Here is a 14,524-nt window from a genome sequence, read left to right as displayed (position 1 = left end):
ATTTTATGAATTCATACAAATTTGCGCGGATTCCTGTGCAATTTGAATCATCATCGCCGCCTTATCTTTAGATAGGTTGCCTGCTTCGATATCCTGCAACATCTGTTGATTCAAATCATGCGTGGTCTGTGCGATATCTGCTCCCTGAGCTACCGGCATAATGGCTTTTTCACTATATTCCTCAGAGAACTGGAGCAACGCATCCAGTTGGCAACTGGCCATTTTAGTCACATAGGCATTTGCCTCATCATCGATTGCACGGGCTGACATTTCAGGTCTATCAGCACTCAACTTTTGTACAACTAACGGTTTCAATTGCTTGGTGTAGTTTGTTTTATAGTTTTCTTTATCCTGATCATCAATTGCCAGAGCTTGCTGTGCAGCGAAAATAAAAGGTAACGCCAGTAATAATTTTTTCATTTTATATTTCTCAAATTGGTAGCCAGATAAACATCAGACTTTCTATGAATGACTTTAAAGTGGCCGGTATCAAATTGTTGTGAATTGCTGGAGTGAATCCACAGTACAGCTTTACATAGTTGAATACTGAAAAGCAAAAGAGCACTTCAGTGCTCTTTTGACCGCTTATTAAATACGAGATTTAGCGTAGCTGACTATCCTTACTGCCTCGCCGATTAAACAGATTGAACGCCTTGTTTTCCTTATCAATAATTTCCTGACATTTCACACACAGTCGAACACCGGGAACCGCCTCACGTCTTGCTTGGGGAATTTCCTTCTCACACTCTTCGCAATGCGTCAGACTTTCACCCTTTGGTAAACGAGAACGAGCCTGTTGAATACCATCTTCAACACTGGCATCAATCTGATCCTGCACCGCACCATCTTTAGACCATCCTCCAGCCATAACAACCTCCAACTGACTGAGTTAACAGCTTTATTTAAGCATATTAAACCTATATTGGGGTGGATGCGATAAAACGCAAGATGATAAATATGAATTGTATTTCAAGGGTCGGTTGGGTTGAGCTGGCGAAACCAAACAATCTCAATTTTAAAGCAGGAACCTAATTGTTGAGATGAGCACCAATTATCCCCTTTTGTGTTGACGAGTAGCGGCTTTTTGTCAGGATTAGAGACTTACCTGTTTGAGCGAAGCGAGTTTGGTGAGTCTCCCTGACAAAAAATGCAACGCAGTGGAGCCGCAGGCCAACACAAGGGGTGCCCTGGGGTTGTTAGGGGAATGGGCACGCATTCCCCTTACTCGACAGGAAGTCGAAACAAAATAGTTCTATAAAAAGCGAAATGTGTGTTTCGTAAATTCAAAAACTTCATTGAGTTAATGACTTGGAACGCTGCCGCGGGGCGTTCATTTCTTTTGTTTGCCCAAAAGAAACGAACCAAAGAAAAAGGCACCCCATGTGTTGGCCTGCGGCTCCCCGATAAAAATGGTTATCCCAGGGAAATCGAAAAAACTCGCTGTGCTCAGACATTCCGATTTCTAATCCTGAGATAACCATTTTTATCGGCAACACAAAAGGGGGATCCACTAGCCTCACGTTTTGGGACCTTCCCTAAATGCCCTTATACGAAGCCGAGCATCGCAGAGCTGGTCGGATCAGCATGACGGCTGTTTGACCGAAGGGACAAATTTGTCTGGAACAAATTTGGACGCCGAAGATGCCCGAAGGGTGAGTGGCAGGGATGCCACGAATCAATTTCCGTCATGCCCGACCAGATCGAGAAGCGCAGGGAACCCGCAGGGCGAGTATGGGCTGGCCTTTTTTGGTTCGTTTTTTGACCACGCAAAAAATGAACAGTGGGCTTTAGTCCATAATTAAAAATCAAGTTTTCGTAAAATTACATTGATAACAATTGCTTATGCTCAAGGTTTGGTGCTCACAGTACTAAGGTGCTCATTGTGCTCACCATTCTCATGGAGAGGAGGGGATAAAATGTACGATGAAAACTTTAGAAAATTATTACTGGAATAGTCGATAAGTTTCAGTCTCTCAATGGCGAATTAATCCAAAATAATTCAATAGAGATAGCTGCTAAGCCAAATCATGTCCTAAGCTGGTAAGCTACAACATTACTTTTCACAAATCATATCTCATGAAATACACCGACCTAAGAGACTTCATCACCAACCTGGAAAAACAGGGCGAACTAAAACGCATTACCACCGAAGTAGATCCCCATATGGAGATGACGGAGATTTGTGATCGGGTGTTGCGTGCCGGTGGTCCGGCGATTCTGTTTGAGAACCCGAAGGGCAGCAAGATTCCTGTGTTGGCCAATTTGTTTGGTACGCCGAAACGCGTTGCCTTGGGGATGGGTGAGGATTCGGTTGAAGCGCTTCGGGAAGTTGGCAAGTTGTTGGCATTTCTGAAAGAGCCTGAGCCGCCGAAAGGTATGAAAGACGCTTGGGATAAGTTGCCGATCTTTCGTCAGGTGTTGAATATGGGCCCGAAGGTGGTGAAAAAAGCCCCTTGTCAGGAGCAGGTGATTGAAGGACATGCCATTGATCTGAGTGAATATCCGATTCAACTCTGCTGGCCGGAAGATGCTGCACCGTTAATTACCTGGGGCTTGGTCGTCACTAAAGGTCCACATAAAACCCGACAGAATTTAGGCATTTATCGCCAACAAGTCATCGGTAAAAATCGGGTGATTATGCGTTGGTTATCGCATCGTGGTGGGGCACTGGATTTTAAGGAGTGGCAGCAAACGCATCCGGGTGAACCATTTCCGATCGCTGTGGTGTTGGGCTGTGATCCAGCCACTATTTTAGGTGCTGTAACACCGGTGCCGGACACACTGTCCGAATATGCGTTTGCTGGATTGCTACGCGGTAGTAAAACCGAATTAGTGAAATGTATCGGCAGTGATCTGCAGGTGCCTGCTCAATCTGAGATTGTCCTGGAAGGTTTTATCTATCCGGATGATATGGCACCGGAAGGACCATACGGTGATCACACCGGTTATTACAATGAAATCGACAGCTTTCCGGTATTTACCATTGAGCGAATTACTCAGCGTAAAAATCCGATTTATCACAGCACGTATACCGGTCGCCCACCCGACGAACCGGCGATTCTGGGCGTGGCGTTAAACGAAGTATTTGTGCCGATTCTGCAGAAGCAGTTTCCGGAAATTGTCGATTTTTACCTGCCACCTGAGGGCTGCTCGTATCGGATGGCCGTGGTCAGCATGAAAAAACAATATGCCGGTCATGCCAAGCGAGTGATGATGGGGGTTTGGTCGTTTTTAAGGCAGTTTATGTATACAAAATTCGTGATCGTTGTCGATGATGATGTGAACGTGCGTGATTGGCAGGATGTGATCTGGGCCATTACCACGCGAATGGATCCGGCGCGCGATACGGTTTTAATTGAAAATACGCCGATTGATTATCTGGATTTTGCTTCACCGGTATCAGGTCTTGGCTCAAAAATGGGCATGGATGCTACCAATAAATTGCCTGGCGAAACTAACCGCGAGTGGGGTAGACCGATTGAGAAAGATCCGGCGATTGTCGCTCGGGTTGATGCGATTTGGTCAGAGTTGGGATTGGATGACGACGACTCAGCCCGGTAATTGAATACCGACAAAAGCCAACAGATTCAACACTGCCATAATTATCAGCAGCCAGATGGTGAATTGCATACCAATAATCCGGCGAGTAATGATGGCTTTGCTGACGCCATTGGCATGAATCAGTCGACCAATAATAAACAGGCTGCCCAGTAAATGAATTAGCCAGGCGGGGCCCTGACTGAGTTCTAATAGTAATAACAACAGCAAACCAATCGGTAGATATTCCACAGCATTGGCATGAGCACGAATTGCAGCAAGTAAATCCTGTTGGCCACCATCGCCTAAAGCTACTTTATGTTGCCGCCGCAGACTAATGACTTTTCGTGCTAGGGCGACAATCATCAGAGCGGCCAAAGCGGCATACATTCCTGTAATCATTGTCAGTACCTATAAACCATCAGTATTGGACTCTACCCAGCGTTCGCCACTCTGGTTCTGTTCTTTTTTCCAAAACGGCGCTTTATATTTCAGCTCTTCGATTAGCCAGTTGCATGCATCCAAAGCCGCACGGCGATGGGCCGACCAGCAACCGATTAATACAATTGCTTCACCGGGAAATACTTCGCCGACGCGATGCACGATAAGGCAATCATTTAATGGCCAGTCGGTTTTAGCCTGTTTTTCTAATTGTTCGAGATAACGTTGAGTCATGGCGGGATAATGTTCCAGCGTCATGGTTCTGACGGTGGCATCATCGTTATAATCACGCATGGTTCCGATAAAGCTGGCAGCTGCACCATCTCTGCCTGCAGGCATCTGCTGGGAAAACTCACTGAGCCATTGATAAGGCTGAAAGTCTTCATCGAGAATATGCGTGGCCATGATTAACCTCCGGTGACGGGGGGGAAGAAAGCGACTTCATCACCATCATTCACCTGACTTTGCATATTGGCATAGTCAAGATTGACGGCGACCAGTAGGTTGTTTGGTGGCGTGGCTGATTGCGTCGCCAAATCCCAAACCTCGGTCACAGTGGAAGCCTGTTCTACTGTGGTCTCACTCTGTCCCAGACTTTCTCGCAGGCTGGCAAAAAATTTGACTTGAATAGACATCTGGTTAATTGTTTCCTGGATCAAAACATAAGGATAACACCCAAAATGGCAGAATTAACGCATTTTAATCAGGCTGGCGAAGCACACATGGTCGATGTCGGTGATAAGGCAGTGACGCAGCGCAAGGCCGTCGCCAGCGGAAGGATTATCATGTTGCCGGAAACGCTGAAACTGATTGAGCAGGGCAATCATAAAAAAGGGGATGTGTTGGGCATTGCCCGCATCGCCGGCATTATGGCGGCCAAACGTACCTCGGATTTAATTCCGCTATGTCATCCGCTGGCATTAAGCAAAGTCACAGTCGAATTTGAAATTGATGCAGCCAATAATGCTGTAAATTGTCAGGCTGAAGTCGCTACATCGGGCCAAACCGGTGTGGAAATGGAAGCACTTACCTCGGTACAGGTTGCGTTGCTGACTATCTACGATATGTGTAAAGCGGTCGATCGCGGCATGGTGATCTCCGACGTCTGTCTGCAGGAAAAAGCTGGTGGAAAATCAGGTCACTGGCAACGTTCTATATAAAGAAAAAATTCTTCAATCCACTTCTTTATTCACAAAATTAAGTTTGAATTCAGCAACCGTTGCCTAAACTGAGAAATAGGATTTTTTCCTATGTGCTCGGGTAATGATTTTCTCGAAGCCCGCAACCTAACGCTGAGTTATTCAATGTCCAATTTTGTTTCAAAACTGCTGTTTGTTTTATTTCTCGTATTACCCATGGCGAGCCACGCATCTGAATTGCGTTTATTGATTGATATGCTGCATGAGAATGGCATGGTCAGCGAAGAACAGTATGGTCATTTGTTGGCTGAGCTGGAGCAGAACCAACAGAAAACGGCAAAAGAAAAACAGGAAATAACCGAAAAACTTGAATTAGCCACTCAGCCGCCTGAAGTGGAAGTCACCACTAAAGGTGGGCTTCGCGTTAGAACGACTGATGGTCAATTTGAAACCCGCCTGCGGGGGCGTTTAATGATCGATGCCGCCGATTATGATGGTGCGCCTCAAATTGCCGATGGAACCAATATTCGTCGTGCTCGCCTCGCCTGGTCTGGCCGGATATTCAGTGATTGGATATACAAGGTAGATTACGATTTCACGGATGGCGGTGAATTAAAAGATTCGTATATTGGTTACACCGGTTTTCCTCAAGCTCGTTTAAGAATGGGGCTTATGGAAATTCCTTTAGGCCTGCAATATCGCAGCAGTTCGGCCAATTCTCAGTTGATTGAACGCAGCCTACTTGGAGCATTTGGTGGGGATCGTTATATCGGTTTGATGGCCGATACCAAGCGTCAGCATTGGAGTGCCGCCGCTGGGGTTTTTGGTGATGATGCCAATGAACAGCGCGAACGAAATGATGAGGGTTGGGGGGTTGGTGCACGCCTCACGATTTCACCCATCAATCATAACAATAAGGTTTTACATTTTGGATTGGCATCTTTTTACCGGCATTTAAATGATCAGGCGACATTGAGATTTGATGAGCAGCCCGAAGCCCGGGTGGCCGGTTTTGATATTGTTGATACCGGCATTATTCCTGGAGCTCGAACCTATATCCGAAGCGGAGTGGAATGGGCAGCAGTACGAAATCGCTGGTCTGCTCAAGCTGAGTACATGGTGACCGATGTACGTCGAACAGTGTGGCAGGATGTTGGATTTTCTGGGGGGCATATTCAAAGCGGTTTTTTCCTGACCGATGATTCGTTGAATTATGAAAATGGTGATTTCGGTAGTCCGTATCCAAATCATCTTGTGGGCGAGGGCGGTTTCGGAGCTTGGGAACTGGTTGCGCGATACAGCACACTGGATTTAACCGATGAAGATATTATTGGTGGCGAAATAGACAGTCTCACTTTTGGTCTGAATTGGTATCCGGTGCCAATGCTACGATTTTCTGCCAATTACATTAATGTTCTGAATGTTGATGGTGGACCAAATGCAGGACAAGAACCGCGTATTTTTCTGGTACGCAGCCAATGGGCGTTTTAGCTGAAATATTACAATTACGATAAGTGATTTTCGAAGTTACATAATTATCTGGAGATTAAATTAATAAAATCTGTAATGCCCAGCGTTTCACCATTAACAAAACAGCTAACTAAGAGTTGGAAAAAATGTTTAAAGACGGGGTTAATCGCTAATTTTTGTGCAGGGTTTTTGATAAATTAGAACTTCATCACAATAGCAAAAGATTACTATTTTCTTGGATAAGAAATATTAATGCTGGTTCCAAATATGTCGATAATATTACAGAAAATTTTCGACCATAAAAAAGGAACAAACTTATGCTATTCAAAAAACACCTGCTGACAGCTGCCATCGGCCTGTCTCTCAGCTTTTCGGTTCAGGCATCGGAACTGGAAACATTGATTAATATGCTGCATGAAAATGGCATGGTTACTGATGAACAGTACGGCCGGCTGATGGGTGAGCTTGCTGAAAACAAAGCCACTAAAGAGCAGGAAAAAGCAGAGATAAATGAAAAGCTGGCTGAAGCAACCAAACCCTCAGATATTGAAATATCTACTAATGGCGGTTTATCACTAAAAACCCGAGATGGTCAGTTTTCTACAAAAGTTGGTGGACGGCTACAGGTTGATGCCGCCGCTTACGGTGGTTCACCTGATATGGGAGATGGAACTGATATTCGTCGTGCCCGTTTGTATATCTCCGGTGAGCTGTATCGCGATTGGGGTTATAAGCTGGAATACGAGTTTGATAACGACAGTATTACCGATGCCTTTATTTCATATGATGGTTTTGAAAACTACCAAATTATGGCGGGTCATTTCAAAGATCCATTCAGTCTTGATTATATGATCAGCGCCAACAACACCATGTTTATGGAGCGGGCATTACCCACTGCGTTTAATGCTGGACGACATATGGGATTGATGGGAGCTCGTAACAGTCAGTATTGGACTTTGGCGGCCGGTTTATTTGGCGATACTGTCGGAAATACTGGTGGTGCTGAGGATGAAGGCTGGGGCTGGAGTTCGCGTGGAACCCTGTCTCCGGTCAATGAACCTGGTAAAGTCGTACATATTGGTCTGGGTTTGAATTATCGCGATTTGCAACCTAGTAATGAGGTACGTTTCAGTCAAGCTCCCGAATCGGGTGTCTCTGGTGTGCGCATTGTGGATACTTCTACATTAACCAATGCCGACACGATGCTGAAAACCGGTCTGGAATTTGCCACTGTCATGGGACCGTTTACCGCTCAGGCAGAATATATCCGTACATCCGTGGAACGTGACAATATCAGCGATGCTGACTTTGATGGCTGGTATCTTCAAAGCAGCTATTTCCTTACCGGTGAATCGCGTCCATATAAAAACGGCGTGTTTGGAGGAATAAAACCCGATCGCAGAGTTGGTGACGGTGGTATTGGTGCATGGGAAGTCGCGATGCGTTATAGCTCGCTGGATTTCAATGATGGTGCGATTGAAGGTGGTGAAGCAGATTCAATGACCTTGGGGCTGAACTGGTATCCAGTGCCGATGTTACGTTTCTCAGCCAATTATGTGCATGTCCTGGATGTCGATGGCGGAACGTTTGATGGCCAGGAACCTGATGTATTCCAGGTTCGCAGTCAGTGGGCATTCTAATTCAGATATTCAGTTAAAAACTGTATAGAAAAGCCGCTGTTATCTTGAGCTAACAGCGGCTTTTTTGTTTATCTGGTAAGGATTATTCGGTTTCAGGTAGTGCGGTGAAAAACAATTGCTGATTATTCACCATGAAGCTATCGATAATCTGCTTACCAGATTCACCTGTCACAAAATCAATGTACTGCTTTGCCATGTCTGTTTGAACATGAGGGTGTTTTTCGGGATTAACCGCCATAATGTGGTATGGATTGGATAACTTTGCATCGCCTTCAAACAGCAGTTTTAACTGCATTTTTTCCTGATAGGCTATCTGTGTACCCCGATCTGTTAAGGCATAACCCGACATTTCATCGGCGATTTTCAGTACCGCCCCCATACCTTGACCGGCTTGCACATACCAGTCGCCAGAGGGATTGATATCGGCAGTTTTCCAGAGTTGGAGTTCTTTTTTATGGGTACCGGAATCATCTCCTCTGGAAACAAAGCGACTACCTGATTGAGCAATTTTTTGCATGGCTTCAGTGATGGTTTTAGCGAAAGTAATCCCCGCAGGATCATTCACTGGACCAACTAATACAAAGTCGTTATACATGACGTAGCGACGATCAATGAAATAACCCTCCTCGACATATTCAAGCTCAGCTTTTGGGGCGTGCACTAATGCCACATCGACATCGCCATTAGCACCAAGCTTCAATGCCTGGCCGGTGCCAACCGCAATTACCGCAACATTAATATCAGTAGATTCGGTAAAAGCTTTATTTAATAAAGCTAACAAGCCAGTGTTATCGGTGCTCGTTGTTGTAGAGAGTTTGAGCAATTGTTCGGCATGAACCGTAGTGCTCAGCAGTAAGCTGAGAAATAACAGAATAAATAACCGTTTCATCATGAAATATCTCGACAGAAAAAAATCAATATATTCCATCATATATATCGATGGGAGTAAACGTGTTTTTCCAAATGCTATCTAGGAGTGGCTAAAGGCTGTGTGGGTGAGAAGTTTTTTTATTTATTAGTCTATCGATTGTGGACATATTGTCAGGTTGTCGATGTTGATGAGCCTCTTTGCCAGCTTCCTGATTTTGAATCATTACGACTGGCCACATTAACCCTTTTGGCAGAGCGTTCATCATCGTTTAATGAATCCTATCCGGGGTAAGGGCAGGCCCATGGCAGAACTGCAGTTAAATAAGACTATAGTGAATAAAGGCAATGAGTTAAGCGGCTTTTGCCTGTCAAAGCGCTTTTTTTACCGCTATCTGCAACACACCTCTATTGAGTTTTCAGAATACCGTGCCATGGGAACCTGTTTGCAAGAGCCCCCCACAGTTACTGGTTAACCTTGTTCAAGTAATCGCCGTAGATCAATCATTGCGGCATTGGCTCTGGAAACATACGACGCCATAACCAATGAATGATTGGCAAACAGGCCAAAACCACTACCATTAAGAATGATCGGGCTCCAAACAGTAGCCTGAGTGGCTTCGAGTTCACGAATGATTTGGCGCAGACTGATTAGCGCGTTTTTCTTTTGCAAGACATCGGCAAAATCATGTTCTGCCGCTTTAAGCAGATGAATCATTGCCCAGATTGAACCGCGGGCTTCATAAAATACATCATCTATTTCCAACCAGGGTGTTTTGGTGACTCGTTCAGGTGAAGTCAAGGTTGATTGATGGGCCTCAGGATCACCTGCCAATGCGGTATTAATCTGAACTTGTCCTACACTGGCGCTGAGCCGTTGTGAGAGACTACCCAGGCGTTTTTCAGCCATACCCAGCCACGCGGCCAGATTATCGGCACGTGCATAAAACTGTGCTTCGTCCCGCTGCGGATCCGCCAGACGGGCCAGATAGCTTTCCAATGCCTTGATGCCGTCTCGATACTCACTTTCTGTGGGAGGAAACAGCCATGAATCCGAATTGAAATTAAATTGCGGTTCGGCAATGATCAGGTCTTTATCTTCTGCAGATTGCGATTGTGAGCGACTAATATCGTTACGTAGCGATCGTGAGTAGTCACGAATCTGCACCAGCACACCGAACTCCCAATTGGGCATATTATCCATCCACACGGATGGGGGCATCACGTCGTTGGTCAAATAACCACCCGGCTTATCAAGCAAGGTATTGGCAATAGTGATCAAGGTGGCGGTAGATGTGTAACCAGTGACCATATCGTGTTGTTTTTCGCTGGCGATTTCGCGAGCGTTTACCTCAGGATCAAAGGCACTGGGTGGATTACTCCACCACAACATGATGACGATAAAAAAAACCAGAATGACGGCGATCGCTATCATTAGCGCTTTGGATATCTGCCGACGGCTGTCAGGATCGCGGAAGGAATCAATAAAATTCCACCATAACTGACGACTGCGCTGAAAAAAAGAGTTTGCGGGCATAAAACATCCAGAAAGATTAATTGTCAGATTTCACCATAGCGTATTTTTGACAGCAAAAAAATGTTTAGGGTCTGTTTATTTTTCAAAGCTGTCACTATTTTTGAAAGATAAACAGACCCTAAGTCCTGCCGGGAGAGCTTTCCCGTTATTGTGCGGGATAATTTCCTGAAAAGTTTACGGTATTAAGCTTGACGTATGGCCTGATTGAGCTGAATAATGGCCGGTTTGAAGATGCTTTTGATGAAGCGGGGGACGCTTTAAGTATGACACTCAGAGTTGAGATAGAAGATCTGGCCAAGCATTTTGGCGAGATACGGGCTGTGGATGGTGTGACATTCTCAGTCAGTAAAGGCGAAGTTCTTGGATTTCTGGGCCCGAACGGCGCAGGTAAATCCACCACAATGAAGATGATAACCGGCTTTCTGGCGCCCACTCGCGGTACAGTCAGAGTCTGTGGTTATGATGTTTTAACGGATCCGATTTCGGTAAAAGCGAATCTGGGATATTTACCTGAAGGTGCGCCAGCTTATGCTGATATGACGCCGGACAGCTTCCTCAAGTTTATTGCTGATATTCGTGGATTGTCCGGAGCGGCTAAAAAACGTGCAGTAGCTTCCGCTGCAGAACGTGCTCGAGTCCTGAATGTGATGTATCAACCGATTGAAACCTTGTCTAAAGGTTACAAACGTCGGGTGGGGCTGGCACAGGCGATTCTGCATAACCCACCCGTATTGATTATGGATGAACCGACTGACGGTTTAGATCCGAATCAAAAGCATGAAGTACGGACGCTGATCAATGAAATGGCAGAAGATAAAGCCATTATTATCTCAACGCATATTCTGGAAGAAGTAAATGCTTTGTGTACACGTAATGTGGTGATCGCCAGCGGTAAAGTTGTGTTTGATGGAACGCCTGCCGAATTGGAGCAAAAATCACGCTACCACAATGCGGTCGTACTGTCGGTCAACGAAATTGATAACACCAAACTGTTGCAGTATGTCGCCGAATTGGATTTTGTTGCGGAAACTGAATTATTGATGGCGGGTAACGGTATCCGGGTGTTCCCAAAAGACAGCGCTCATATCACTATCGCCCTGTCAGAAAAAATTCGTGAACAGGGTTGGGAAATTGCTTCGCTTTATGCTGAGAGCGGTCGCCTTGATGAGGTTTTCCGCAGTATTACTTTGCCTAGAACTGCAGGAGTTAAATGATGAATGTGCTGAATATCTGGTTCATCATGAAACGTGAATTCGGTGGTTACTTCGCCACCCCGGTTGCCTATGTTTTCATTATAATATTTTTGTTGCTGGCAGGTTTTTCGACGTTTTATGTGGGCAATTTCTTTGCTCGTGGCGAAGCCGATTTATATCCCTTCTTCTCCTTACATCCCTGGTTATACATTTTGTTGATCCCTGCAATTTCGATGCGTTTATGGGCCGAAGAACGTAAAAGTGGATCGATTGAGCTGTTAATGACCTTGCCGGTGTCGGTATTTGAGGCTGTTCTGGGCAAATTCTTTGCTGCGTGGGCGTTTACCGGTCTGGCATTAATTCTCAATTTCCCGCTTTGGATCACGGTGAATTATCTGGGTAATCCAGATAACGGCGTGATTTTTACCGGTTTTATCGGCAGCTTCCTGATGGCGGGTGGTTTTCTGGCCATTGGTTCCTGTGTTTCAGCCTCCACTAAAAATCAGGTTATTGCGTTTGTGCTTAGCTTGATTGTCAGCCTGATATTTGTGCTGGCGGGCTATGGCATTGTGTTGGATTTCTTTAGTAGCTGGGCTCCACAACCTCTGGTTGATGCGATCAGTTCATTCAGTTTTCTGACCCACTTTGATGCGATTTCCAAAGGGGTAATTGATTTACGTGACATATTGTATTTCGCAGCGCTTATCACTATCTGGTTGTTTGCCAACGCCCTGATAGTGAATGCACGTAAAGCCGATTAGGAGCACCAGTCAGCAATGAATAAACAATTATTATCCAAAACCGGTTTGATTCTGGCCGTTATTCTTTTTATTGCCTTTATTATTGTGGTAAATGGCAATTTTAAATCTGCTCGGGTCGATTTGACTGAAGACAAACTGTATACCTTATCGGAAGGTACGCTGAACATTCTGTCTTCGTTACAGCAGCCTATAACGTTAAGGTTCTACTATTCCGAGCAGGTAGCTCAGGCTTTGCCATCATTGAAAGCCTATGCTCAACGCGTTCAGGAGCTGTTGATGGAATATCAACGCGCCTCAGACGGCATGATTCAGGTCAAAATTATTAATCCAAAACCTTTCACCGATCATGAGCAGCGAGCAAAGCAATATGGTCTGCAATCGATTCCCATCGAAGGTGAGCCGGATCCACTATTTTTCGGTGTAGCCGGTACCAATATTCTGGATGGTCTGGAACGTATCCGTTTCTTTCAACCGGAAATGGAAGATGTTTTGGAATACGATCTGACCAGAATGGTTTATCAACTATCTGACGTAGAGCGTAAAAATGTGGCAGTAATGAGTTCATTGCCAATTGATGGGGAAGATTACGATCCCCTTAAAGGACAGCTGGATACCGAAGGTGGTGCTAAACCCTGGGCGGTAATGGGTAAATTGCGTGAGATGTTTAATGTTTCGGTCTTACCGGAAGACATTCGTCGTATTCCATCATCAGTTGATTTGCTAATGGTTGTGCATCCCAAGGAATTACCTGAACAAACCTTATATGCCATAGACCAATATGTGTTGCAGGGTGGAAAATTAATTACCTTTGTGGATCCATATGCTGAAGTTGATGTACCGGAGAAAGATCCTGATAACCCGATGGCAGCAATGGTCGCAAACCGTAGCTCAAATATGCCTGAGTTGCTGAATACTTGGGGCGTTGAACGTGATGCTTCTGATGTGGTTGCGGATAGAAAAACAGCTCGGGAAGTGGATTTTGGGGCACAAAGTAATAATCAGCCGATTGAATATGTCTTGTGGAATGCTTTGACCCAGGAAAACATGAATTCTGAGCAGCGTATAACTTCAAAGTTACGTAAGCTCAATGTGGCAACTGCAGGTCATTTTAAAATTCTGGATGACAAGACTACTGAAGTAACCCCTCTATTGAGTTCCAGTGATGAGGCTATGCTGGTGGATAAAAGGGTGGTGCAGTTCCGTAATGATCCAGTGGCTTTATTAACTAAGTACCAGCAAGGAACAATCAGCTATCCGTTAGCAGTTCGTATTCAAGGCAAGTCGCGTTCGGCGTTTCCTGATGGTGTCAAAGCCGATGGTGGCAAGATGGTGAAAATGCCTGATCATGTGAATGAATCCCAAAATGGTATTGATGTGATTGCAATTGCTGATGTGGATATGCTGGATGATCGTTTCTGGGTCATTATGCAGGATTTCTATGGTGAGGATTTAGCCTTTAATACCTCCAATAACATCGACTTTGTACATAACGCTATCGAAGAGTTAACAGGCGCTGAGGGACTGATCAGTGTACGTTCCCGTACTGGTTTCACTCGTCCATTTGTCCGTGTCGAAGCTTTACAACGTGAAGCTGAGAGACTCTACCGGGCGAAAGAACGCGAACTTGAAAACAAATTACAGCAAACCCGTCAGCGTATCGCTCGCATGCAGGTGGAGCGGAATGGTTCTGGTGCCGAAATCATGACGCCAGAGCAACAGAAAGAAATTGCTGAATTCAGGGCGATTGCCGATCGTACCGAATTAGAATTGCGGGCGGTAAAAGGTAACCTGCGTAAAGATATCGATCAGTTGGAAACGTTGGTCAAGTTCATCAATATCGGATTGATTCCGATTGTGGTGGCCATACTGGCACTGATTACCGGCTGGTTAAGAGTGCGTAAGCGTACTCGAGGCCGTTTCCAATCGTAAATTCTGCATG

Annotated in this window: 15 protein-coding genes; 8 read left to right on the top strand and 7 right to left on the bottom strand. The window is 45.3% G+C overall.

The genetic code is table 11. The features are described 5' to 3' along the window. Positions 1–3: 3 nt before the first annotated feature. Positions 4–420, bottom strand: a complete 417-nt coding sequence (locus B4F66_RS13420) for a hypothetical protein (RefSeq protein ID WP_292356432.1) — start codon at positions 418–420, stop codon at positions 4–6. A 181-nt stretch (positions 421–601) separates the two neighbouring features. Then, positions 602–868 carry a DksA/TraR family C4-type zinc finger protein gene (locus B4F66_RS13415; RefSeq protein WP_292356430.1) on the bottom strand — a complete coding sequence of 89 codons (267 nt, stop codon included), beginning with the start codon at positions 866–868 and terminating at the stop codon, positions 602–604. Positions 869–2,076: 1,208 nt separating this feature from the next. Between B4F66_RS13415 and ubiD the strand changes: the two genes are divergently transcribed. After that, positions 2,077–3,561, top strand: coding sequence for a 4-hydroxy-3-polyprenylbenzoate decarboxylase (ubiD, locus tag B4F66_RS13410; RefSeq protein WP_292356428.1), 1,485 nt, complete (start codon positions 2,077–2,079; stop codon positions 3,559–3,561). Here ubiD and B4F66_RS13405 read toward each other — a convergent pair. Genes B4F66_RS13405 through moaD form a run of 3 tightly spaced genes read right to left on the bottom strand, consistent with a single transcriptional unit; the run spans position 3,550 to position 4,613 of the window. Further along, positions 3,550–3,939 carry an MAPEG family protein gene (locus tag B4F66_RS13405; RefSeq protein WP_292356426.1) on the bottom strand — a complete coding sequence of 130 codons (390 nt, stop codon included), beginning with the start codon at positions 3,937–3,939 and terminating at the stop codon, positions 3,550–3,552. The two genes, ubiD and B4F66_RS13405, sit on opposite strands and share 12 nt — an antisense overlap. A 9-nt stretch (positions 3,940–3,948) precedes the next feature. Further along, positions 3,949–4,383, bottom strand: coding sequence for a molybdenum cofactor biosynthesis protein MoaE (locus B4F66_RS13400; protein WP_136554095.1), 435 nt, complete (start codon positions 4,381–4,383; stop codon positions 3,949–3,951). Between the two features lie 2 nt (positions 4,384–4,385). Further along, positions 4,386–4,613: a molybdopterin converting factor subunit 1 gene (gene moaD / locus B4F66_RS13395; protein WP_292356421.1), complete on the bottom strand. Its 228-nt coding sequence runs from the start codon at positions 4,611–4,613 to the stop codon at positions 4,386–4,388. A gap of 45 nt (positions 4,614–4,658) precedes the next feature. On the opposite strand from moaD, the gene moaC reads away from it, so the two are divergent. The 3 genes from moaC to B4F66_RS13380 all read left to right on the top strand — a co-directional run bounded on the left by moaC (position 4,659) and on the right by B4F66_RS13380 (position 8,227). Further along, the gene (moaC, locus tag B4F66_RS13390; RefSeq protein ID WP_292356419.1) at positions 4,659–5,138 is read left to right on the top strand and encodes a cyclic pyranopterin monophosphate synthase MoaC; all 480 of its coding nucleotides are present in this window, start codon (positions 4,659–4,661) and stop codon (positions 5,136–5,138) included. A 90-nt stretch (positions 5,139–5,228) separates the two neighbouring features. Beyond that, positions 5,229–6,608, top strand: a complete 1,380-nt coding sequence (locus B4F66_RS13385; RefSeq protein WP_292356417.1) for a porin — start codon at positions 5,229–5,231, stop codon at positions 6,606–6,608. Positions 6,609–6,904: 296 nt separating this feature from the next. Then, positions 6,905–8,227 (top strand): OprO/OprP family phosphate-selective porin, encoded by a 1,323-nt coding sequence (locus B4F66_RS13380; RefSeq protein WP_292356415.1) that lies wholly within the window; start codon positions 6,905–6,907, stop codon positions 8,225–8,227. Positions 8,228–8,309: 82 nt separating this feature from the next. Here B4F66_RS13380 and B4F66_RS13375 read toward each other — a convergent pair whose 3' ends face one another. Beyond that, entirely contained in the window at positions 8,310–9,119 is an 810-nt protein-coding gene (locus B4F66_RS13375; RefSeq protein WP_292411630.1) for an ABC transporter substrate-binding protein, read from the bottom strand. 99 nt (positions 9,120–9,218) lie between these two features. On the opposite strand from B4F66_RS13375, the gene B4F66_RS13370 reads away from it, so the two are divergent. Further along, positions 9,219–9,389 carry a hypothetical protein gene (locus B4F66_RS13370; protein ID WP_292356411.1) on the top strand — a complete coding sequence of 57 codons (171 nt, stop codon included), beginning with the start codon at positions 9,219–9,221 and terminating at the stop codon, positions 9,387–9,389. Between the two features lie 177 nt (positions 9,390–9,566). Here the strand turns inward: B4F66_RS13370 and B4F66_RS13365 are convergent, their stop codons facing one another. Beyond that, the gene (locus B4F66_RS13365; RefSeq protein ID WP_292356407.1) at positions 9,567–10,631 is read right to left on the bottom strand and encodes a DUF2333 family protein; all 1,065 of its coding nucleotides are present in this window, start codon (positions 10,629–10,631) and stop codon (positions 9,567–9,569) included. Positions 10,632–10,894: 263 nt separating this feature from the next. Between B4F66_RS13365 and B4F66_RS13360 the strand changes: the two genes are divergently transcribed. Genes B4F66_RS13360 through B4F66_RS13350 form a run of 3 tightly spaced genes read left to right on the top strand, consistent with a single transcriptional unit; the run spans position 10,895 to position 14,514 of the window. After that, positions 10,895–11,845 (top strand): ABC transporter ATP-binding protein, encoded by a 951-nt coding sequence (locus B4F66_RS13360; protein ID WP_292356711.1) that lies wholly within the window; start codon positions 10,895–10,897, stop codon positions 11,843–11,845. Continuing rightward, positions 11,845–12,585 (top strand): ABC transporter permease subunit, encoded by a 741-nt coding sequence (locus tag B4F66_RS13355; RefSeq protein WP_292356405.1) that lies wholly within the window; start codon positions 11,845–11,847, stop codon positions 12,583–12,585. The genes B4F66_RS13360 and B4F66_RS13355 overlap by 1 nt, the downstream gene beginning before the upstream one ends. 15 nt (positions 12,586–12,600) lie before the next feature. Then, on the top strand, positions 12,601–14,514 hold the full coding sequence (locus B4F66_RS13350) for a Gldg family protein (protein ID WP_292356404.1): 1,914 nt from the start codon (positions 12,601–12,603) through the stop codon (positions 14,512–14,514). The last annotated feature ends 10 nt before the right edge of the window (positions 14,515–14,524 follow it).

Origin of the sequence: Methylophaga sp. UBA3603 (assembly GCF_002375335.1) — a bacterium.
GTDB lineage: Bacteria > Pseudomonadota > Gammaproteobacteria > Nitrosococcales > Methylophagaceae > Methylophaga.
Note: the sequence above shows the minus strand (reverse complement) of the source record. Positions and strands in the feature narration are given on the sequence as shown.